Below are 23900 nucleotides of genomic sequence, written 5' to 3'. Positions count from 1 at the left end.
CGCTATGATTAATTTAATAAATCTGTGGAACATATGTTATTTGTTTTGTGGTAGCAAATGTAATAAAATCAAATGAAAATATTTTTATAAAACTACTTGCCAGAAAAAAAAAGTTTGTATATTTGCACTCGGTTTAAAAATAGCCATAATACCATAGAAATTAATACGAGATTTAAAGATACTAAGCAATGAGCAAAAGAACGTTTCAACCATCGAAAAGAAAGAGAAGAAATAAACACGGATTTATGGACAGAATGGCTTCTGCAAATGGAAGAAAAGTCCTTGCGCGTCGTAGAGCAAAAGGAAGACATAAATTGACTGTATCTTCCGAACCAAGACACAAAAAATAATGATTAGTAATTAATCAATATCAAGCCGTTACTTTTATTAGTAGCGGCTTTTTTTTAAACCTGTTTATAAAAATTGATAAGTTTTCGAAGCTATTTCCCGCTATACGTTCTAATCTTTTTATTTTTAAAGAGAAATAAAAAGGATTTCCACTGCTATCGGGGCTATGGTTTCGCATAATCAACATACAACTCATAACACACAACTTACAACACATACAAAAATGCCAAAAGACAACTCCATCAAATCGGTTTTAATCATAGGTTCAGGTCCAATTGTAATCGGCCAGGCCTGCGAATTTGATTATGCCGGTTCCCAATCGGCACGCTCCATTAGTGAAGAAGGAATCGAAGTCATCCTAATCAACTCCAATCCAGCTACAATTATGACCGATCCTAGTATGGCCGATCATATTTACTTATTACCCCTAACAACCAAATCCATTATCCAAATTCTCAAAGAACATCCTCAAATTGATGCTGTCTTGCCAACAATGGGTGGACAAACTGCGTTAAATCTTTGTCTGGAAGCTGATGAAAAAGGAATATGGGAAGATTTTAATGTTAGATTAATTGGAGTCGATATTAATGCCATAAATATAACCGAAGACCGTGAGCAATTCAAACAACTTTTAGAAAAAATAAATGTACCAACCGCACCAGCCAAAACAGCAACCTCTTTCTTAAAAGGAAAAGAAATTGCTCAGGAATTTGGGTTTCCATTAGTAATTCGTCCTTCGTTTACATTGGGTGGAACCGGAGCCGCATTCGTACATAGCAAAGAAGAATTTGATGAAAAACTAACCTATGGTTTAGAAATGTCACCCATTCACGAAGTCTTGATTGATAAGGCTTTGCTAGGTTGGAAAGAATATGAATTAGAATTACTTCGGGATAAAAACGATAATGTTGTCATCATTTGTTCTATCGAAAATATGGACCCAATGGGAATTCATACCGGAGATTCGATTACAGTCGCGCCCGCGATGACCTTATCGGATACTACTTTTCAAAGAATGCGAGATTATGCTATTTTAATGATGCGCTCTATTGGTAATTTTGCTGGAGGTTGCAACGTTCAGTTTGCCGTTTCGCCAGACGAAAAAGAAGATATCGTAGCCATTGAAATCAATCCAAGAGTTTCGCGTTCATCAGCATTGGCTTCCAAAGCAACCGGTTATCCAATTGCAAAGGTAGCTTCGAAATTGGCTTTAGGATATCATTTAGACGAATTGCCAAATCAAATTACAAAACTTACTTCTGCTTTATTTGAGCCTACTTTGGATTATGTTATTGTCAAAATTCCACGTTGGAACTTCGACAAATTTGAAGGTGCTGACAGAACATTAGGATTGCAAATGAAATCGGTTGGTGAAGTAATGGGAATTGGACGTTCGTTTCAAGAAGCGTTACACAAAGCTACACAATCATTAGAAATCAAACGCAACGGATTAGGTGCAGACGGAAAGGGGTACAAAAACTACGAGCAAATAATCGAGAAATTAACGTTTGCAAGTTGGGACAGAGTGTTTGTCATTTATGATGCCATTGCCATGGGAATTCCATTGAGTAGAATCCACGAAATCACCAAAATCGATATGTGGTTTTTGAAGCAATACGAAGAATTGTATACGATAGAAAAAGAAATTTCTAAATATAACGTTACCAATCTTCCAAAAGAATTATTACTAGAAGCGAAGCAAAAAGGCTACGGCGACCGGCAAATTGCGCACATGCTGAAATGTTTGGAAAGTCAGGTTTATAAATTGCGTGAAGAAATGAACATCAAGCGTGTGTATAAATTGGTTGACACTTGTGCAGCCGAATTTAAAGCATTAACGCCTTATTATTATTCGACCTTTGAAGCTGAAATTCAATCAGCTGATGGTACCCAATTTGTTCACAATGAAAGTATTGTGACTGACAAGAAAAAAGTAGTTGTTTTAGGTTCAGGACCTAATAGAATAGGACAAGGAATCGAGTTTGATTATTCTTGTGTTCACGGTGTTTTGGCAGCAAAAGAATGTGGTTATGAAACCATCATGATTAACTGCAATCCAGAAACTGTTTCAACAGATTTTGACACTGCTGATAAATTGTATTTCGAACCCGTTTTTTGGGAACATATTTATGACATTATCCGACATGAAAAACCGGAAGGAGTAATTGTTCAGCTTGGCGGACAAACCGCTTTAAAACTGGCCGAGAAATTATCTAAATACGATATAAAAATACTTGGAACATCATTCGACGCTCTGGATTTAGCCGAAGACAGAGGAAGATTTTCAGAATTGCTGACCGAGTTAAAAATCCCGTTTCCAAAATTTGGAATTGCTGAAAATGCTGATCAGGCATCGGCTTTAGCCGATGTGCTCGATTTTCCTTTACTGGTTCGTCCGTCTTATGTTTTAGGAGGACAAGGTATGAAGATTGTCATCAACAAGCAGGAATTGGAGGAGCATGTTATTGATTTGCTCAAAAATATTCCAGGAAATAAATTATTGCTCGACCATTATTTAGATGGAGCTATTGAAGCTGAAGCGGATGCGATATGTGATGGTGAGAATGTCTATATCATTGGCATCATGGAACACATAGAGCCGTGCGGAATCCATTCGGGCGATAGTAATGCAACCTTGCCACCATTTAATTTAGGTGAATTCGTGATGCAACAAATAAAAGATCATACGAAGAAAATTGCCTTAGCACTTAGAACTGTTGGCTTGATTAACATCCAATTTGCGATTAAAGACGATATTGTTTACATCATTGAAGCCAATCCAAGAGCTTCTAGAACGGTGCCTTTTATTGCAAAAGCGTATGGCGAACCATATGTAAATTATGCTACTAAAGTAATGCTGGGCGTTAATAAAGTAACTGATTTTAAATTCAATCCACAATTGAAAGGTTTTGCTATTAAGCAACCAGTTTTTTCATTCAGTAAATTCAAGGATGTAAATAAAGCACTTGGACCCGAAATGAAATCAACCGGCGAAAGTATTTTATTTATTGATGATTTGAAGGATGATCAGTTTTATGAGTTGTATTCAAGAAGAAAGATGTATTTGAGTAAATAGTATTAAGATACAGGTATTAAGGCCGTGACTTCGTTACGGTTTTTTATGCCTTACCTATTTGGTTTTATCTTCAATCAAATCGCTCAAATGCAATTGCAGTGCAGTGACAGAAATACTGATTTCCCAAAAGGAAATACCCAATGAAATTAGCAAAGTCAGTAAACTAGCTCCAAAAAGATAAATACCAATTATTTGTTCTTCAAGAAACAAACAGAACATTGCGAAGACTGATAGGAACAGGCAAAGCACCCCAAAAAGCTGCATATAACGAATCAATGACAATCTCAGATTAAGGTTTTTGATTTGAAGTAAAATACTTTTAGTATGATTTTCATCATAATGATTTTTTAAGCCACGAACAATTTGAGCAATAGTTAAAAAACGATTAGTATAGGCAAGCAATATTAATGAAGTTGCAGAGAAAAGTAGAGCCGGTGTTTCGATTTGAAGTGTCATAATTACTATTTAATGAATTACGAAGGTCGGTAAAAAACAATTAATTTGTAACAAATTTATCACAGTTTAGTCTTACAGTAAATTTTTATAAGATGAAGTTAAAGTTCTTTTTTATTATCCTATTTTTCAGCTGCTTTATTACTGTTTTCGCACAAGAAAAAAAAGAAAAAGTTACAGAGCTTAAAGAAGTTACTATAACCAAAGAAAAGAAAGCTATAGAACAAAAAGCAGATAGAACTATTTTTGATTTTGCCGGTCAAGCGCATCTAAACTCAGGATCTGTATTAGAAGGATTAAAAAAGCTGCCAGGACTAATCATTTCCGAAGTAGCCGGTATGATGTATCAAGGAAAGCAACTTGATGTTTTTATGGATGGCAGACCTTTAAACATTTCATCAAATGAATTGAATGCATTTTTAGAAGGTATGCCAGCCAATGCGATAGAAAAAATAGAAATCATTACACAACCAGGAGCAGAGTTCCCTGCAACTTCCGGCGGTGCTATTATTAATATCATTTCAAGTAAGAAAGCAAAAAAATATATGAGTGCTACGTATAGCTCAGGTGTTAATTTTACTTTATATGATAAACTGAGAGCACGTTTTAATAACAGTTTATTGCTAAGTGCGAAGAATAGTCTTTTTGGTTGGCAATTGAATCTTGGTCAGAGTTATAGAGAGAGTGCTCTGTGGTCAAATATTACTAAGAGAGAATTAAACACTACAACAACACTTTCTGATACTGATGCAGATAGGGTTTCAAGAAATAATTTTATTAAATCTGCCATTACTTTTGACTTTGAAAAAGACAGATTGCTATTTAATTATGATCTTAATTATAATAAAACAAGTGCAGATACAGAAGGTTTTGGAGAAGGTTTTATATCAAATGATGCAAGTAAAACAAATACATTACGGCAAGATGCAGTGGCTACTTATCAAAAACGATTTGAAGATAAAAATAAAAAGTTAGATTTTAGATTCAACTTTGCTCAGAACGATGTTAATTTTAATTTAGACTCAAGAATTTTCAATGCAAATGTTTTAGAAAATACATCCAAACAAGATTATCTTAACTTTAAAATAGATTATTCTCAAGCTTTGAAAATACTTGATGAAGGTAAAGTGAGTATGGGAACTTTTGTAGATGAACTGACTTTTGAAACGCAGAATTTTGGTGTGACCAATTTAGATTATACAAGAAGAACTGCCTCAGGTTATTTAGAATTTCAAGCCAAATACAAAAAGTTTGATTTCATTATAGGTGGAAGGGCAGAAGATTATAGAATTACAGGAAATACAGATACAGATGAGTTGATACCATTTAAACAGTTTCGGTTTTTTCCAAATGCTACCCTTCAATACAATTTTGCACCGCAGATTTTTTTCAACATGAATTATAATAAGAAAATAAATTTGCCAAGCACATCATCATTAAATCCTAATAACACCAATTATCAAAATCCAAACATTGAGTATAATGGAAATCCACAATTACAGCCAACTATATTTGATAATTATGAAGTAAAGATTAGCGCTTTTGATTATGCTTTTATCGGTTATAATGTAAGTGTAGCCAAAAATCAGGTCATTAATAGAATTTTTGTAGATAATAATCAAGTTACTAATACAAACATTAATGTAAATGAAATTAAAATACATAATTTCAATATAGGAATGCCTTTACCCTATATGTTATTTACTAAAGGATTGAAAGAAACCATGAAGTTTGATTTTAATCCTGATAAAATTAATTTTCTATACATCTATGCTGGCTATCAAATACATCAAATTCCTAATCTAGATACTCAAGGATTTTGGATGTTTAATTTAATGTCTCAAATCGTTTTACCAAAAGAAATAAAGTTTGTTGCTAATTATAATACAAGTACAACAAGAGGGAATTATTTTTACTTTGTATCAACACAACCTTTTAGTGAGAGTTTTGATTTGAGTTTTTCTAAGAAATTTTTTAAAGAACAGCTTTCGGTTTCTTTGAATTTTGATGATATTCTTAATACCAACCGACAAGGCTTAACAGCAGTTGGAGCACCAATATTAATCGAAAGTAAATACGATACCAGAAGATTTGGGTTTACCTTAAATTATAAAATTCCTACTAAAAATAAGTTAGCCAAAGAAGATCCTAATTTGTTGAATAAAGAGAAAAAAGAAGAAGGAACTGTGATTGGTAATTAATAAAAAACCTGCAAGCTTTCACTCACAGGTTTTATAATTGTTATCGATGCAATTCCGATTGCATCGGAATCACTCGAACTGACGTTTGTTTTATTTTATCAACTCAAAACTACGCTTCACAAAAGCCGTAAGTTCTTCGCCTTTCAATAATCCTTGTGAGATTTTTGCCAAATCTAAAGCTTGTTTTACCAAACTTTCCTGAGCTGATTTGTCAGAAGTATTTAAAATGGTCGTAGCCAAATCTGAATTGGTGTTTACCACCAAATTATACATTTCCGGGAAATTGCCCATGCCGAACATTCCACCTCCGCCTGTTTGACTCATTTCTTTCATTCTTCGCATAAATTCCGGTTGCGTTATAATGAATGGCGCTGCTGAACTGTCCATTGGTTCTAATTGAACTGAATAATTGGCTTTTGGTACAATTTCTTCTAAAACATTTTTTAATTGGGTTGACTCGTCTTCTGACAATTTTGAAATCTGAGTGTCTTCTTTTTGTATTAATTTATCAATATGGTCAGAGTCTACACGAACAAATGTCATATTCTCGTTATCACTTTCCAGTTTTTGGATTAAATGTGACACGATTGGAGAATCTAATAACAATACTTTATATCCTTTATCTTTAGCGATTTCAATATAACCGTGCTGTGCATCTTTGTTGGATGCATATAAAACAACTAATTTTCCATTTTTATCGGTTTGATTAGTAGTAATCGCTTCTTTTAGTTCAGCTAAATTGTAATAGTTTTCATCAACTGTTGGATACAAAATAAAGTCGCCCGATTTTTCATAGAATTTTGGTTCCGAAAGCATACCGTATTCTAAAACGATTTTGATATCATTCCATTTTTTCTCAAAGTCTTCACGGTTTTCAGTGAATAATGACTTCAATTTATCAGCTACTTTTCTTGTGATGTAATTTGATATTTTCTTCACATTACTATCCGCTTGCAAGCCTGAACGAGATACGTTTAATGGGATATCTGGCGAGTCAATTACACCTTTAAGCATACCTAAAAACTCAGGTACAATTCCTTCTACGTTATCGGTAACAAAGACTTGGTTTTGATACATTTGGATTTTGTCTTTTTGCATTTGCAAATCGGCTGACATTTTTGGGAAATACAAAATTCCTGTCAGGTTGAAAGGATAATCCACATTCAAATGAATATTGAATAATGGCTCTTCAAATTGCATAGGATATAACTCGTGATAGAAATTTTTATAATCTTCATCGGTCAAATCTATTGGTTGTTTTGTCCAAGCCGGATTGGTATTATTGATAAAGTTATCTACTTCAATATATTCAGTCTTATAATCTTCTTTAGCATCCTCGGGTTTTGGAAGTGCTTCTTTTTTAGTTCCAAATTTTATTGGAATAGGCATGAACTTGTTATACTTAGTAAGTAATTCACGGATTTTAAATTCCTCTAAAAACTCTAGAGAATCTTCTGCAATATGAAGAACGATTTCTGTTCCTCTTTCTGTTTTGTCAGCCTTTACGATAGTAAATTCAGGACTTCCGTCGCATGTCCAGTGTGCAGCTGGTTCGTCTTTATATGATTTGGTAATAATCTCCACTTTGGAAGCTACCATAAATGCTGAATAGAAACCAAGACCAAAATGACCAATGATTCCTGAATCTTTGGCAGAGTCTTTATATTTTTCTAGAAATTCTTCGGCTCCGGAGAAAGCAATTTGGTTGATGTATTTCTCAACTTCTTCAGCAGTCATTCCAAGACCTTGATCGATGAGGTGGATTTTTTTGCCTTCTTTGTCAATTTTAACTTCGATAATTGGATTGCCATATTCGACTTTAGCTTCGCCAATACTTGTTAAATGCTTTAATTTTAGTGTGGCATCAGTTGCGTTTGATACTAATTCACGCAAGAAAATTTCGTGGTCATTGTATAAAAACTTCTTGATTAACGGAAAGATGTTTTCTACGGATACATTAATTTTTCCTGTTGTCATATTAATAATTTTAAGGCCTGCCATGCGGAAGGCGGGTTAAACAATTTTGAATTCAGACTTGTCAAAACTAATACCAATTGTATCAGTTATGACAAATTGACGGAGTAATAATTTTGAAATAATTCTATAACAATTTCACATCGTATTGTAAATTATAAATTTAAAATCAAACAAACATGTGAGATTTAAATGGCATTGCCCGGTGCTGATTTAAATAAGGTAAGTGAAAGAATTAAATCAGATTGGGCGAGAATTCAGTGTGTATTTATTATGGGCGCTTTTTTTACAAACTTTAACAAAACTTTTTGTTTAATAATTATTGTAAATAGTTAAACAATTATTACTTTTATGCCAGTTTAAATTTTATGTCATGGCAACAACAAAAAAAGCATCTTCAAAAAAAACAATACTAGATGATTATGTAATAATCTCAAATTTCATGAATGATGTTCTTGTTCATAATGAAGAACCAAAAAACATTTATATTTTTTGTGAAAAACACGCTATTAGCGAAGCTGATTTTTATTCTTTCTTTGGTTCATTTGATTCTTTAAAACAAGAAATTTGGGTTAAGTTTTTCGAGAATGCTACCGCAAGTATAGAAAAAGATGAAGCATATAAAAACTACACTGATAAAGATAAATTACTAGCATTGTATTTTACTGTTTTTGAAATTATGAATTTAAACAGATCCTATATATTGTTTACGCTGAAAGAAAACAAGCAAGGATTAAAAAATTTGAAGTTTTTAAAACAATTCAGAAATCGATTTAAAGAATTCGTTGTCGATATTATTAGACAAAGTGCTACCGATGGAAATGAAAAGTTCCTTAAAGTTAGCGAGCCTGTTTTTTCTGAAGGAGCATGGATACAGTTTTTATTTTTATTAAAATTTTGGGTAGAAGACACTTCTAAAAGTTTTGAAAAAACAGATGTTTTAATTGAGAAATCAGTAAATACAGTAGTTGGATTGTTGGACACTAAACAATTAGAAAATTTATTTGATTTGGGAAAATTCCTTTGGAAAGAAAGAAATTAGTAAATGAAAACACTTGATAAAATTCCAACAGGAAAAATAGAACGTGCTAGTCAGTTGGTTAAAACAGGAATTAAAGTTGGAGGGAATTATGTTGCCTATTATGGTGAAAAAATGATCAATCCTTCTTTGAATCGCGATAAGCTTAACGAAAATAATGCTGAAGATATTTATGATGGTTTGAAAAATTTAAAAGGAAGTGCTTTGAAAGTAGCCCAGATGCTAAGCATGGATAAAAGCATTATGCCACAAGCGTATGTTGATAAATTTTCGCTGTCGCAGTTTTCAGTACCTCCTTTGTCAGCGCCATTAGTTCGAAAAACATTTAAAAAATATTTAGGAAAATATCCAGAAGATATATTTGACACTTTCACCCCGGATGCAACGAATGCGGCGAGTATCGGTCAGGTACATAAAGCAACCAAGGATGGGAAAAATTTTGCTGTGAAAATCCAGTATCCGGGAGTGTCAGATAGTATTAGTTCTGATTTGGCATTGGTAAAGCCCTTTGCTACGCGAATGTTTAATATTAAAGGGAAAGACTCTGATAAATACTTTAAGGAAGTTGAGGATAAATTATTAGAAGAAACAGATTATGTTTTAGAACTTAAACAAAGCTTGGAAGTTTCAAATTTGTGTAAATCAATAGAGAACCTTCGTTTTCCAAAATATTATCCTGAATTATCATCTGAAAAGATTTTAACCATGGAATGGATAGAGGGAGAACACCTTTCCGAATTTACAGCACATAATAAAGATAGGGTAAAAAGCGATGAAATAGGACAGGCACTTTGGGATTTTTATATGTATCAAATGCATCATTTAAAGCAAGTTCACGCAGATCCACATCCTGGAAATTTTTTGATAGACAAAAATCAAAATCTTGTTGCTATTGATTTTGGATGTATAAAACAAGTCCCAGAGGAATTTTATGTGCCTTATTTTGGATTGGCAAAATCAGAAGTAACTAATAATTCTGAATTATTCAATGCTAAATTGTATGAATTAGAAATTTTGAGAGCAGATGATTCTGAAAATGAATTGGCTTATTTTACCAAAATATTTCATGAGTTACTGAGTTTGTTTACCAAACCGTTTCATGATAATTATTTTGATTTTTCTGATGAAGACTTTTTTGGAAAAATTGCTAAAATGGGAGAAGAGTTTGCAAAAGATTCGCAATTACGAAAAATGAATGGCAACCGTGGTTCAAAGCATTTTTTATACATCAATAGAACTTTCTTCGGATTGTATAATTTATTACACGATTTAAAAGCCAGAATTGACACTAAGTCATTTGAAAAATATATTTCTTAATGAGATAAAATTTGTTTATTGGTCAGGTTGATAAGAGCGATACTTTGTATATGAGTTTCGCTCTTATTTTTTTAAATATCTTCGTAAGTTTGTCATTCATTTCAAAACTATGTTGCAAGTAAAGAATGTTTCTTTTTCCTACACTGATTCTATTACACTAAATAATATTGATTTTTCGTTAGAAAAAGGAATGAATCTAGCCGTTATTGGAGAAAGTGGTTGTGGTAAAAGCACTTTGCTTAAACTTATTTACGGATTGTATGATTTAGATAAAGGAAGTATATTTTGGAATGATGTTGAAGTTTTAGGGCCAAAATTCAATTTAATTCCCGGAATGGATTTTATGAAATATTTGGCACAAGATTTTGATTTAATGCCTTTTATTACTGTTGCCGAAAATATTGGAAAATACCTATCAAATAGTTGTCCGGAACAAAAAAATACACGTATTTCCGAATTATTGGAAATTGTTGAAATGACGGATTATGCCAATATAAAACCAAAAAACTTAAGTGGCGGACAGATGCAACGAGTTGCATTAGCTAGAGTCTTGGCACTTGAACCTGAAGTATTATTATTAGATGAACCATTTAGTCACATTGATAATTTTAGAAAGAACAGCCTTCGTAGAAAGCTTTTTAGTTATTTAAAAGAAAAAAAAATCACTACTATTTTTGCCACACATGATAGTTCAGATGTATTGTCTTTTGCTGATGAAGTTTTGGTTTTAAAAGACGGGCAACTTATCGAGGAAGGAAATCCAAAAAGTATCTATAATTATCCAAAAAACAAATACATTGCTTCTCTTTTTGGTGATGTGAACGAAATAGAAATTAATGGAAAAACTGAGCTTATTTATCCCTATCAATTAAATATTGTTGAAAAGTCAGACTTAAAAGTTGAGGTTGTAAAGTCTTATTTTTTGGGAAGTCATTATCTGATTGAGGCAAATAATATTGACAAAGCTTTATTTTTTGAAAGTGAAAAAGAATTTGCAACTGGAACAATAATATATTTAAAAAAGAAACCCTAAATCATTTGAATTCAGGGTTTCTATTCTCTATTTTCTTAAAACTAGTTTTTCAAATACTTTTCCAAAAACTGATCTTGTTCCCATAACAAATGAAGAATGTTTTCTTTAGTAACATAGCTGTGTGCTTCTTTTGGTAACAACACTAATCTTACTGGCGCTCCCAAATTTTTCAACGCTTGGAAATAACGTTCTGATTGAAGCGTAAATGTCCCCGGATTATTGTCGGCATCGCCATGAACTAATAGCAAAGGAGTTTTCATTTTATCAGCGTTCATAAATGGAGACATTTCATTGTAAATAGCTGGAATATCCCAATAATTTCTTTGTTCACTTTGAAATCCGAAAGGTGTCAATGTTCTGTTATAGGCACCACTTCTTGCAATTCCACAAGAAAAAAGATTGGAATGTGACAATAAATTTGCTGTCATAAAGGCTCCGTATGAATGTCCCCCGATAGCACATTTTTTTCTATTTATGTAACCTAATTTATCTACAGCATCAATCGCCGCCTCGGCATCATCAACCAATTGTGTCATGAAAGTGTCATTTGGTTCCGTTGTGCCTTCGCCAATAATTGGAAACGACGCATCGTCAAGAACTGCATATCCTTTGGTTACCCAATATACAAACGAACCATAATAGGGGAAAGTAAATTCATTTGGATTTTGCTTGTTTTGACCAGCTGAGCTTTTATCTTTAAATTCTTCTGGATAAGCCCAAATCAAAAGAGGTAATTTTTCTGATTTTTTAGTTCGGTCATAACCATCAGGCAAATAAAGCGTTCCCGATAAATCTACACCATCTTTACGTTTGTACTTAATCACTTCTTTGTACACATTTTTGATACTTTCAAAGGGGTTTTTGAAATTGGTAAGCTGCGTTAATTTTTTAGATTTTAGGTTTCTGAAATAATAGTTTGGAAACTCATTTTTGGATTGAATTTGCACCAAAACATCTCCTTTTTTGAAATCTTCTATTGATAACAAATCTTCTTTTTTGTCTTTGAAAGTTGAGGTATAAAGGCGTTTTGTTTTTAAAGTCCCTAAATTATATTCATCAATAAATGGAAACTGCCCTTCTTTGGTAAAACCATCGCCTATAAGATAAGCATTATTGTTTTCGATTGCTAAAACATAACGGTTGTACTCATTTCTTTTGGTTTCAAAATTACCCGGATCAGAATAAATATCTTGCGAGTTTCTGTCTGAGATAATTTTAGACGCTTGACCTGTATTAGATGGATTGATTAAATAGATTTTAGTATTACGAGTATCGTACCATTCATCAGAAACAATAGCAATGTTTTCGTTACCCCAAATAACGCCACTATAACGTTGTTTTGTTTTTAGTAATGAAGTTGGTTCAGAAATGAAAGGGGCATTCCATGAAAAAAGCTCATCTCTAAAATCTGCTTTTTTTGCTTGATCACCTTCATCAAGTGCTTCAACATAAGCCAAGGTTGCCGGTTTGTCGTTTCTCCAACTCATACTTCTTTTTCCTTTTCTTACTGATGAAAATCCTTTTGGAATTACTTCGTTCAATGGCACTTCATTGACAACTTTAATTTCTTTTCCGGTTAAATCATACACTACACTTTTTAGTGGGAAACGGTTATACGGAACGATATAAGAAAATGGTTTTTGCATTGTGGTAATCATTAAATAATTTCCGTCAGGTGATAAACTTTCACCAGCATATAAATCAACGGCTTTAAAAAAATCTATTTTACCGGAAAGTGAAACTTTGTATAATTCGGAAGTCATTAGTGTTTCAAAATTAGTTTCGTCGGTTTTATTTTTCAACAAATCTGGATAGGTTCTATTTTGCGATTTAGAACCGTCACTTGAAGAAACTGTTGGGCCTTTTGGCAAATCTTTTTTACAGTCAATTAGGCTAGGACGATTTTTTGGAATCATTTTCACAAATAAAGTTTCATTGTCTTTCATCCAATTATAAGGGCTGCCAAGATTCGCGTTAAGGTTTGCAGTAGTAAGTTTTATGGCTGAAGCCGAAACTACATCAATAACCCATAATTCAACTCCGCTTGAAACGGTATTTGTGAATGCAATTTTCTTTTCATTTGGAGACCAACTGATATGTGCAATTCTAGGGTTATCCGGCAAACCTTTTATTTGAGTTTCGGTTTTATCTGTAACTTTTCTAATTTTTAGATTAGAAATATAATTCATAGCACTACCAATATTAGTAATTGGATTAATGCGTAAACCACCCAAACGCATTTCTTCCTGATTCAAATCATCAAGTGTTTTATAAGTGCTTCGGTAAGAGAAAAGCATGTACTCTTTTTTAGAATCCATACTAACGCTCGGTGCTCTTTCATAATCTGCCAAGGCTAAAATTGTAGCGGATGGTTTTTGGTACGTAAGGTTTTCCTGTGCTGAAGAAATAGTTACAGCTAACCCTAAAAATAGTAATAAAAAGAAATATTTTTTCATAAGTATAAGTTATATTCCGCTACGCTTTAAACAACTGCTTCGCCAATTCGCTAAAGCTTCTTTTCGGCTGCGCCTCGGGTTGATTTTTGACGAAAATACGAAGTAGTTTTTACATTTTATTAAATCCTAAAATAAAATTGTTGCTTTTTAAAATTGTTTAATTTAGCACAACGTTTTTTAATTATTTAAATAAAAATTATGTTTCATTCCAAAATATCAGGCTTGGGGTTTTATGTTCCCGATAATGTTGTTACTAATGATGATTTGTCTAAAATAATGGACACTAATGATGAATGGATTCAGGAAAGAACCGGAATTCAGGAAAGAAGACACATTGTTCGAGGTGAAGACACCACTACAACCATGGGAGTAAAAGCCGCAAAGATTGCCGTCGAACGTTCAGGAGTTTCTAATGACGATATTGATTTTATTGTTTTTGCTACAATTTCTCCCGATTATTATTTTCCCGGTCCTGGAGTTGAATTACAAAAAGAACTCGGAATGAAAACTATTGGTGCTTTAGATATTCGTAATCAATGTTCAGGTTTTGTGTATGCACTTTCTGTTGCTGATCAATTTATTAAAACCGGAATGTATAAAAATATATTGGTAGTTGCTTCCGAAGTTCAATCTTTAGGTTTGGATATGACTACTCGTGGTCGGGGAGTTTCCGTAATTTTTGGTGATGGAGCAGGAGCAGCTGTTTTAAGTAGAAGTAATGACGATAGCAGGATTCTTTCCACACATCTTCATTCAGAAGGAGAGCATGCTAAAGAGTTAGCCGTTTTAGCTCCTGGGATGGGAGGAAGATGGGTAACTGATATTTTGGCAGACAACAATCCGGATGATGAAAGTTATTATCCGTATATGAATGGTCAGTTTGTTTTCAAACACGCTGTAGTTCGATTTAGCGAAGTAATCAATGAAGGTTTGCAAGCCAATAATTTAAAGGTATCCGATATTGATATGTTAATTCCACATCAGGCCAACTTGAGAATTTCACAGTTTATTCAAAAGAAATTTAGCTTGACTGATGAGCAAGTTTTCAATAATATTCAAAAATATGGCAATACAACGGCAGCGTCTATTCCGATTGCGTTGACCGAAGCATGGGAACAAGGGAAAATAAAAAAAGGCGACACAATTGTCTTGGCTGCTTTCGGAAGTGGATTTACTTGGGCAAGTGCTATTATTAAATGGTAAATAGAAAGCCATCCCTTTAGAGATGGCTTTTCTTAGCATAGTAAGTATTAGGTTATCGTTTCATAGCGAAATGAGCTCTAAATTCTTGATTAACTTTGTTTTCATCCATGTAAGTCACACTAAACCAATAATCGTCAGATGGCATAGGATTTCCATTATACGTTCCATCCCATCCGCTATTACTTGGTCTTATTTGTGTTAGCAATTTACCATAACGGTCATAAATTACGATACTTGCACTAGGTTGATTAGATAAATCTTTAATATTCCAAGTGTCATTATATCCATCGTTATTTGGGGTGAAGTATTTTGGATAGTTTACAACCAAAGCCTTAATAGTAGTGCTTCCACAACCATTTTTGTCTCTAACGGTAATAGAATGAATTCCAGAAGGTACATTATCAAAAACATTACTGTCTTGAAATGGTCCATTATTCAATTGGTATTCAAAATTATTTCCTTGACCAGTTGCCGTTACCGTGATTGATTGACTGTCAGCAAAGTCTTCACTCACCTCATAGGTTACAATTGCAGGTTCTGATGGACTAACAGTAACAGTAACAGGCTCTGATACACATCCCGTAGCTCTATTTTTAACTACTAAAGTATATAATCCTGGCAAAATTGCTTGATACATACTTGAAGTCCCAAGGGTATTTCCTGCTTCATTTGTCCATACAAAAGTATAAAGAGCTGAACTTAATCCACTATAAATCGTGTAAGCATTTAAAAGTGTTCCTTTTTCACTGTCTATACAAATTATACCATCTATCGGATTTGGTTCTGGTAGTTTATTTACAATTATGGTTATTGGTGATATTGCATAACAATTTGGAGCAAATGAATTACTAACTCTAACGTAAATAGTTTTTTTATTAGAAGATAATACCGGGTTTATTGCGGTAGTTGCATTTTCCATACTTTCATAATAAGTAATACTAAATTCACTGCCCGTTTGAGTTCCGAGAATTGATGCTGATAATGAAGAAAAGTTAAAATCAATTATTCCATCATTAGTTCCATCTTCATCACAGATAGTTCTTAATGCTGTTGGGACAGCATTTGCAACGGGAGTATCAATGATAGTTACTGTAAATGAACTTTCATCAGAACATAAAGGAGAATAAGGAGAAACAGCATAAATATAAATAGTTTGTGATGTTGATATAGAAGAACCAGCAGTCAGCATCGTTCCAGTAGCATTTGAACCAGTATAATATTTACCAATAGTTAATGCAGGTAAAGTATAATTTTCACAAATAGTTATATTTGATAAATTATCTACATTAAATATTGTCACCGCAAAACTAACTTCACTAGAACAGTTAGGCGAAGTCGCTGTATGAGCGTATACATAAACTGTTTGTGATGAAGTTAATACGTCACCAGCATGCATTAAATTCCCAGAACCATTTGGTCCAGTGTAATAATTGCCTACAATTAATGGTCTCAATGTATAGGAATTACATGCAGCAACATTTGCAATTGAAGTAATTATAGGAGTATTATTTATAGTTACGGTAAATGAGGTTTCATCAACACAAGAGAAAGAAGTACGTATTAATGATTCTTTAAAAATATAAATTGTTTGACTGGTTGTAATTACTGTACCTGGCAATATTTCTATACCACTTCCATTTGGACCTCCAGATTGAGTATAAAATTTATTATTTGGTGTTAAAATTGGTAACGTATAGCTATCGCAAGCAGTTACATTTGGTAAAACATCTGCTGAAGTTGAGAATATATTTATCTGAAAACTATTTTCTGTACTACAAGCAGGAACAGTATTTGAAATAGCATAAATATAAATTCTTTGAGAAGAAGTTATTACAGTTCCAGAAGGCAATAATGTTCCTGTACCGTTAGGTCCAGTATAATATTTTCCAACATTTAAAGGAGTTAACACATATTGATTACAAATATCTATATCAGAACGAGAATCAATATTTGGTAATGGATTAATCGTAACAGTAAAACTATTTTGATTAAAACAAGTGTCATTTAATCTTTTAAAAATGTAAATGGTTTGTGTTGAAAGGATTACATCGCCTGGATACAACATTGTCCCGGTTCCATTAATCCCTGCAAAATATTGACCATTGGTAAGTGTTGGTAAAGTATAAGTTATACAAGCTGAAACATTTGGTAAAGTATCAATTTGAGGTTGAGCAATAGCTATTGTAAAATGTAAATTATCAGTGCAATTATTTAATCCACTTGTTGTCTCTGCATATATATAAACTATCGAATTGTTATTTATTATTGTCCCAGCTGGAATTTCTGTGCCGGAACCACTTGGACCAGTATAATATTTTCCAATACTAAGTGCAGGCAAAGTGTATCCATTACATTGTGAAATATCTGCTGGTTGTTCAATTCCTATGAAAACTTCAAAAGAATCTTCATCAGTACATGGAGTAGTTCCACCAGTAGTTGCATATACATATATTGTTTTGCTTGTTGTTATTGGAGTTCCTGCTACTAGTTGAGTTCCAGTTCCACCAGCTCCGGTAAAATAATTACCTACAGTTAAGGCTGGTAAAGTATAGGAAGAACACTCAAACACATCAGGTCTTGTTCCTACTTCAATAGTAGGAAGAATTGTGATAGTAAAACTTGAATCTACAGTACAGATTTGTGGTGTTGTAGTTATAAAATAAAAATAGACTATTTGAGATGCGGTTATTACTGTTCCAGAAGGAATTTGTGTTCCTGTAGCACTTGGCCCAGTATAATATTTTCCAATGGTTGCAGGTAGAGTATAGCTTCCACAACGAGTTATATTTGATGGTGTTAATAAACCTTCCTCAATTATAGTAACAGTAAATGAACTATTAGCAGCACACGATCCAGGTCCTCCAGGTTGATTGAATATATATATTGTTTGAGTTTGAGTAATAACAGTACCAGCAAAAAGAGGTAGTCCACTTCCATTAGGGCCAGTAAAATAGTTACCATTCGTTAACGGAGGCAATATGTAGTTTGTACATACAATAACATTTTGTAATATATCAACAAGGGGCAACGGCATAACTATAAGATTAAAACTCGTAATACTAAAACATGAAGAATCGATAACATTTTGAACTCTAACATATATAGTTTGTCCCGAAGAGGTGAAAGAATTAGAATTTGCTATTGGATTAGTTCCATTATTTGCATCATTTATTGAAGTATAATAAGAAACAGAATTTATAGTTGAAGATTGACCATTTAATATCGAGAATGTTCGAGATGTTAAGTTAAAAACGGCATTGTTTTGTGATGAGGATCTTGAACATTTAATGATGTCTTGTGGTTGATTTGCAACCGGGCCTGGTGAAACAAGTAATTGAAAAGATTTAACAATAAAACAACTTCTATTTGGTAACTGAATTCTAACATATATTCTTTGTCCACTCGCGCTATTATATAGTAAAGGAAGCGGATTTATATTATTATCAGCATCATTTTGAGAAATAAAATAAGAAACACTTGTTAGCGGATCTAAACCTTGTATTACTCTTGAAGTATTTAAATCTAGATTATAAGTATATGATGGGGCGCTCAAATCACATTTATATAGATTATTTGGATTTGGTGATGTTATTTGTGGATAATATTGAACTTCAATACTATCAGTATAAGGTTGACAACCATTTTGCATTTCAGCATAAGTTACACTATATGTTCCTGGTTGATTTATAATTAAACTAGAACCTGTCTCTCCATTTAATACCAAATTATTTTTTTTCCAAACAAAAGAATAATTTGTAGTGCTAAGTCCAGTATCAATAGTATGATTGGTTCCAAAACATACAGCATTATTATTAGAAATTAATAAATCTTGACCTAAAACTTCTTGCCCAATATTTAAACTATTTGCTGCAATAAAAATTGCAGAATCAAATTGAGGGTCAACTCTATCAGAGATAACTAATTTGATATGATATGTAACTCCAGGTGTTAATACTGATTCTGCAGTTAAAACTTTTGTCTGTCCGTTAAAATTTGTTGCTGAAGATTCTGCATTTGACCCTCCATTATAACTACCAAAAAATTGGCTATTAACTGATGGGCAAGATGAATTATACAAAAAATCTCTAATAGTAACAACTGATATAGGAGTATTTGAGTTAGGTAAAACTGCTAAGTTTGTTGTTACACCAGTGGATGTATTTGTCAACAAGAAAGCAAATGAGTCTGAAAACTGACATTGAAAATTACCATATTCTTCAGAAGCAAAAATAAAATCAAAACTAAAATAAGACGATATTGGTGTAAAATCAAATTCAAGTATTGTTGCATTTTTAGAAACCATGGAAACGCCATAAGAAGCCATGGTAGTTTCTAGACTGGCATCTCCTGACCAAGCAGGTGTTCCATCACTAAGTAAGGTATTGTTTGGACCTGAAGCATTTGTAACATCACCAGTACTCAGTACAACTCCACTTTGCATAGGAAAATTTGGATTTGTGTTTTGAAAAAAACCAATTCCATTCGTAGAACCAAAATTTGTACCGGTACTCCATGTAATATTTGACGCAGAAACACAAGGAGAGCCAATTAGCACATTGTTTACCATTTCAGGCACAGTGTAACTAGAAGTACTCACGGTTATATGCTGTGAAAAACCAATCGCTGTGAGTAAGATTGAAGTTAAGTTTAATAATTTTTTCATAACATGGGGATTTTGACAAAGCAAATATCGACACAAAAATCGTTTAAATACAAATAAAATCGACGAAATGCAAAATATTAATATATTTTAAAATAAAAACTTACAAATTATACGTTTATTATAAAAAATTTCAACTATGTTTTTTATAAATTTCTCTATCTGTTAAAATTATTTTGTAATGTTTATCTTTGCCATCTTAAAATAAATTAAAATGAACCTTTCGCAAATTCTTACTTCACCAATACAAAATGCAGTTCGTCAATTATTCGATGTTTCTATTGATAGAGTTGAATTTCAAATTACACGTAAGGAGTTTGAAGGCGATATTACCATGGTTATTTTTCCATTATTGAAGCTTATTAAAGGAAACCCAATTGATATAGGAACTAAAATTGGGAACTATTTAGTTGAAAATGTAAATGAAATTATTCGTTTTAATGTTGTTTCCGGTTTCTTAAATATAGTAGTTTCAGATAATTATTATCTTACTTTTTTTAACGAAATAAAAAATAATAAAAACTTTGGTTTTGCTGAAATTTCTCCAACTGAAAAAGCGATAATGGTCGAATATTCTTCGCCAAATACAAACAAACCTTTACACCTCGGCCATGTTCGAAATAATCTATTAGGATATTCCGTTGCAGAAATTATCAAAGCTTCAGGTAAAAAAGTATATAAAACCCAAATTATAAATGACAGGGGAATTCACATCTGTAAATCAATGTTGGCTTGGCAAAAATTTGGTAACGGACAAACTCCAGAAACTTCAGGTTTGAAAGGAGACAAACTGGTTGGGAATTTCTATGTAAAATTTGACCAAGAATATAAAGTTCAAATAAGTGAATTAATCGCTCAAGGAAAAACAGAAGACGACGCTAAAAAACTAGCACCAATTATTTTGGAAGCTCAACAAATGCTTCTCGATTGGGAGGCCGGAAAACCTGAAGTTATCCAACTTTGGAAAACTATGAATCAATGGGTTTACAATGGTTTTGCTCAAACCTATAAAAATCTCGGCGTTGATTTCGATAGTTATTATTATGAAAGTAATACCTATTTGTTAGGAAAAGAAGTGGTGCAATTCGGTTTGGAAAAAGGCATTTTCGAAAAAGATGCTGATGGTTCCGTTTGGATTGATTTAACTCCTGATGGACTAGACCGAAAAATTGTGTTACGTTCTGACGGAACAGCGGTTTATATGACACAGGATATTGGAACTGCAATTCAACGCGTAAAAGATTTTCCAGATGTTGCTGGAATGGTCTATACTGTTGGTAATGAACAAGATTATCACTTTAAAGTATTGTTTTTAATTTTAAAAAAATTAGGATTTCATTGGGCTGAAAGCTTATATCATTTGTCATATGGAATGGTCGAATTACCTTCTGGGAAAATGAAATCTCGTGAAGGAACTGTTGTTGATGCCGATGATTTGATGGAAGAAATGACTGAAACTGCCGGGAAAATAGCCACTGATTTAGGAAAATTAGAAGGGTATTCAGCTGAAGAAAAAGCCAATTTGTTCAAAACAATTGGTTTAGGTGCTTTGAAATATTATATTCTAAAAGTTGATCCTAAAAAACAAATCCTTTTCAATCCTGAAGAATCTGTTGATTTTGCCGGAAATACTGGGCCATTTATTCAATATACTTACGCTCGAATTCAATCTATTTTACGAAAAGCAGATTTTGATTACCAAAATGTCATTCTTAGTGCTAGCGAAGAATCACTTCACCCAAAAGAAAAAGAACTTCTCAAACAAATAGAGCTTTATCCTGAGGTAATTCAAAACGCGGCTAACAATCATTCGCCTGCTTTAGTTGCTAATTATACTTATGAATTAGTAAAAGAATACAATTCGTTTTATCAATCGGTTTCCATTTTGGGGGAAGAAAATAGGACTAAGAAAGTTTTTAGAGTACAGCTTTCACAAAAAGTAGCCGATACCATAAAATCGGCTTTTAAACTGCTCGGAATTGAAGTGCCACAGAGAATGTAATTTTTTAAAACTCAATTTCACATTACGTTTGGTTTCAAGCTCCTGAAATTTGGTCTTGTCGGATGTTTTAACTATTGGTTCTTGTTATGTTTTCTATTTCTATGGAGATTGTAATGTGGATTTCAGTTATTATGATTGTTATAATTTTAATTTCAATTCTAACGGTACTTGTACAGCAATAAAAAATGCTATCACCACCAACGGAGATTGTGATTTGTATGATGAAAGTAGTTATTAGAGATTTGATTTACATTACAAAGGCAATGCTCTTGATGAAATTGAAGAAGAATGGAAAGTACTCGAATTTAAGGCTACTACTATAAGATTAAAACATGATAGTAATGGTGGAAACGACAATCATTACTTAAATTTAAGCAAAAATTAATTTTAACCGGAAGTTTTGCAGGTTTTAATTTTTAGATTTACATTTTTTTAGTAATCAATTAATGTAGATAATATCTCATTTGTTTTACAGTTATAATTCAAAACTCAATGCAATCTTTATTTTTTAGGTTTTAGTTTTGAAAAAAAATAAAAACCTGTATTAAATAATTATGTTAAAAAGAGTATTAAAAATTTTAGGAATAATAGCAATTGTTTTAATTGTCTCGTTTTTATCTATTCGCTATTATGCTTATAATGTAGGTAAAAGAGATATTCAATCTGAAGAACCCGATTTTTCAGTTTCCTCCGCAGCAATTGTAACTGAATTCAGTTCAAACGCTACAGCTTCAAATAAAAAATACCTTGAAAAACCAGTATCCGTTTCTGGAATTGTTACATCAATTAATGACAAAGAAGTGATTTTAGATAATTCGGTTAACTGTAATTTTTCAAATGCTTCTAAAACTCTAAAAAAAGATCAAAAAGTAACTGTAAAAGGAAGAGTAGTTGGCTATGATGACCTATTGGGAGAAGTAAGACTTGATCAATGTAACCTTTCCAAATAATAAATAAATTTAAAAATGAAGTTAATCAAAATTGCCTTATCAGCCTTATTGTTTTTTGCTTTTACGATAGTAAATGCTCAAGATGAATTAATGAAGGAACTCGATTCTGTTCCAAAAGAAAAAGAATTAGCATCTGCTGCTTTCAAAGGATTACAAGTTTGTAATATGCAGTCAACTAAACTCCCAGCCAAAGGAGAATTTTATTTTCTGGTTTCTCACCGTTTTGGAGATTTAAAATACGGTATTAATAATTTCTTTGGTTTGGATAATGCCTTAACCAAAATAGGCGGCATCTATGGTGCTGCAGATTGGCTTTCTTTTGGGGTATCTAGACATACTTACCAAAAAACCTATGAGTTTGCCATAAAATACAGGCTTGCAAATCAACAAGTTGATGGTTTTCCTGTAACTATTGTTGGATATAATACCATGGATATTAATAGTGAATTAAAAAAAGAATTATATCCTGGATTAAAATTTAATAATCGTTTGGCATTTACAACCCAATTATTACTATCAAGAAAATTTTCTAATTCATTTTCAGGAGAATTAGCGGGTATTTTTGTACACAAAAATTTATACGATGCTCTATATGACCAAAAGAATATCTACTTAGTTGGAGCAGGAACACGTTATAAAATAGCAAAAAGATTAAGCATTAATCTTGAATATGCTGCTAGGTTAAATTTACCCGAAGATACTAATTCCATTTATCACAATCCGCTAACTGTAGGTTTAGATATTGAAACCGGCGGACATGTGTTTCAATTGGTTTTCTCAAACAGTCAACCTATGAATGATGTCGCAATATTCTCTAATGCTGGAGGAGATTGGGGTAAAGGAAGTCTTTATTTCGGATTTAATATGTATAGAGTATTTTAAAAAAAAAATTATGAAAAAAATAAAAATAATATTGGTTTTATCGGTTTTATTGGCTGGCTATTTAATAATATCATGTGATACAACTACTATTCAAGAAATTCAACCAGTTGTTACAAACCCAACTTATAACGCAAACATTAAACCTATAATGACTGCAAAATGTACTTCATGCCATTCTGCCAATGGTGAACATCCTGCATTAACTAATTATGACCAAGTAAAAGATGCCATAGAAAACGGAAGTGTTTTGTGTAAAATTGGAGGTGACTGTGGAAGTGTAATGCCTCCAAGTGGTAAGATGCTGCG

General features: G+C 32.6%; 16 protein-coding genes. 12 read left to right on the top strand and 4 right to left on the bottom strand.

The genetic code is table 11. The features are described from left to right. Positions 1 to 188: 188 nt before the first annotated feature. Positions 189 to 350, top strand: coding sequence for a 50S ribosomal protein L34 (gene rpmH / locus ACOYLP_RS03800; protein WP_008464848.1), 162 nt, complete (start codon positions 189 to 191; stop codon positions 348 to 350). Positions 351 to 571: 221 nt separating this feature from the next. After that, the gene (gene carB, locus ACOYLP_RS03795; RefSeq protein ID WP_422854847.1) at positions 572 to 3424 is read left to right on the top strand and encodes a carbamoyl-phosphate synthase large subunit; all 2853 of its coding nucleotides are present in this window, start codon (positions 572 to 574) and stop codon (positions 3422 to 3424) included. 54 nt (positions 3425 to 3478) lie between these two features. Here the strand turns inward: carB and ACOYLP_RS03790 are convergent, their stop codons facing one another. Beyond that, complete coding sequence (locus ACOYLP_RS03790; RefSeq protein ID WP_422854846.1) at positions 3479 to 3880, bottom strand: DUF2721 domain-containing protein; 402 nt, start codon at positions 3878 to 3880, stop codon at positions 3479 to 3481. 92 nt (positions 3881 to 3972) lie between these two features. Here ACOYLP_RS03790 and ACOYLP_RS03785 point away from each other — a divergent pair, with 92 nt between their 5' ends. Further along, positions 3973 to 6078 (top strand): TonB-dependent receptor domain-containing protein, encoded by a 2106-nt coding sequence (locus ACOYLP_RS03785; protein WP_422854844.1) that lies wholly within the window; start codon positions 3973 to 3975, stop codon positions 6076 to 6078. A gap of 90 nt (positions 6079 to 6168) precedes the next feature. Here the strand turns inward: ACOYLP_RS03785 and htpG are convergent, their stop codons facing one another. Further along, the gene (gene htpG / locus ACOYLP_RS03780) at positions 6169 to 8055 is read right to left on the bottom strand and encodes a molecular chaperone HtpG (protein WP_422854843.1); all 1887 of its coding nucleotides are present in this window, start codon (positions 8053 to 8055) and stop codon (positions 6169 to 6171) included. Positions 8056 to 8425: 370 nt separating this feature from the next. Here htpG and ACOYLP_RS03775 point away from each other — a divergent pair, with 370 nt between their 5' ends. The 3 genes from ACOYLP_RS03775 to ACOYLP_RS03765 all read left to right on the top strand — a co-directional run bounded on the left by ACOYLP_RS03775 (position 8426) and on the right by ACOYLP_RS03765 (position 11441). After that, the gene (locus tag ACOYLP_RS03775; protein ID WP_422854842.1) at positions 8426 to 9094 is read left to right on the top strand and encodes a TetR family transcriptional regulator C-terminal domain-containing protein; all 669 of its coding nucleotides are present in this window, start codon (positions 8426 to 8428) and stop codon (positions 9092 to 9094) included. 3 nt (positions 9095 to 9097) lie between these two features. Beyond that, positions 9098 to 10408, top strand: a complete 1311-nt coding sequence (locus ACOYLP_RS03770) for an ABC1 kinase family protein (protein ID WP_422854841.1) — start codon at positions 9098 to 9100, stop codon at positions 10406 to 10408. A gap of 109 nt (positions 10409 to 10517) precedes the next feature. Next, positions 10518 to 11441 carry an ABC transporter ATP-binding protein gene (locus tag ACOYLP_RS03765; RefSeq protein WP_422854840.1) on the top strand — a complete coding sequence of 308 codons (924 nt, stop codon included), beginning with the start codon at positions 10518 to 10520 and terminating at the stop codon, positions 11439 to 11441. Positions 11442 to 11482: 41 nt separating this feature from the next. On the opposite strand, the gene ACOYLP_RS03760 is transcribed toward ACOYLP_RS03765, so the two are convergent. Next, complete coding sequence (locus ACOYLP_RS03760) at positions 11483 to 13897, bottom strand: prolyl oligopeptidase family serine peptidase (RefSeq protein WP_422854839.1); 2415 nt, start codon at positions 13895 to 13897, stop codon at positions 11483 to 11485. Between the two features lie 198 nt (positions 13898 to 14095). Between ACOYLP_RS03760 and ACOYLP_RS03755 the strand changes: the two genes are divergently transcribed. After that, positions 14096 to 15100 (top strand): 3-oxoacyl-ACP synthase III family protein, encoded by a 1005-nt coding sequence (locus ACOYLP_RS03755; RefSeq protein ID WP_422854838.1) that lies wholly within the window; start codon positions 14096 to 14098, stop codon positions 15098 to 15100. Between the two features lie 52 nt (positions 15101 to 15152). Here ACOYLP_RS03755 and ACOYLP_RS03750 read toward each other — a convergent pair whose 3' ends face one another. After that, positions 15153 to 19763, bottom strand: coding sequence for a choice-of-anchor L domain-containing protein (locus ACOYLP_RS03750; protein ID WP_422854837.1), 4611 nt, complete (start codon positions 19761 to 19763; stop codon positions 15153 to 15155). A 211-nt stretch (positions 19764 to 19974) separates the two neighbouring features. On the opposite strand from ACOYLP_RS03750, the gene argS reads away from it, so the two are divergent. The 5 genes from argS to ACOYLP_RS03725 form a co-directional block, all read left to right on the top strand. After that, complete coding sequence (gene argS / locus ACOYLP_RS03745; RefSeq protein ID WP_422854836.1) at positions 19975 to 21762, top strand: arginine--tRNA ligase; 1788 nt, start codon at positions 19975 to 19977, stop codon at positions 21760 to 21762. A 55-nt stretch (positions 21763 to 21817) separates the two neighbouring features. Next, entirely contained in the window at positions 21818 to 22000 is a 183-nt protein-coding gene (locus tag ACOYLP_RS03740; protein WP_422854835.1) for a hypothetical protein, read from the top strand. 316 nt (positions 22001 to 22316) lie between these two features. After that, positions 22317 to 22712, top strand: coding sequence for an OB-fold protein (locus ACOYLP_RS03735; protein WP_422854834.1), 396 nt, complete (start codon positions 22317 to 22319; stop codon positions 22710 to 22712). Between the two features lie 15 nt (positions 22713 to 22727). Next, positions 22728 to 23594 carry a DUF5777 family beta-barrel protein gene (locus ACOYLP_RS03730; RefSeq protein WP_422854833.1) on the top strand — a complete coding sequence of 289 codons (867 nt, stop codon included), beginning with the start codon at positions 22728 to 22730 and terminating at the stop codon, positions 23592 to 23594. A gap of 10 nt (positions 23595 to 23604) precedes the next feature. After that, a partial coding sequence (locus ACOYLP_RS03725; RefSeq protein ID WP_422854832.1) for a hypothetical protein occupies positions 23605 to 23900 on the top strand: 296 nt, incomplete at its 3' end.

Source organism: Flavobacterium sp. (assembly GCF_049318325.1).
Lineage (GTDB): Bacteria > Bacteroidota > Bacteroidia > Flavobacteriales > Flavobacteriaceae > Flavobacterium.
The sequence above is the reverse complement of the archived record's forward strand: the minus strand, read 5'-3'. Positions and strand labels throughout refer to the sequence as shown.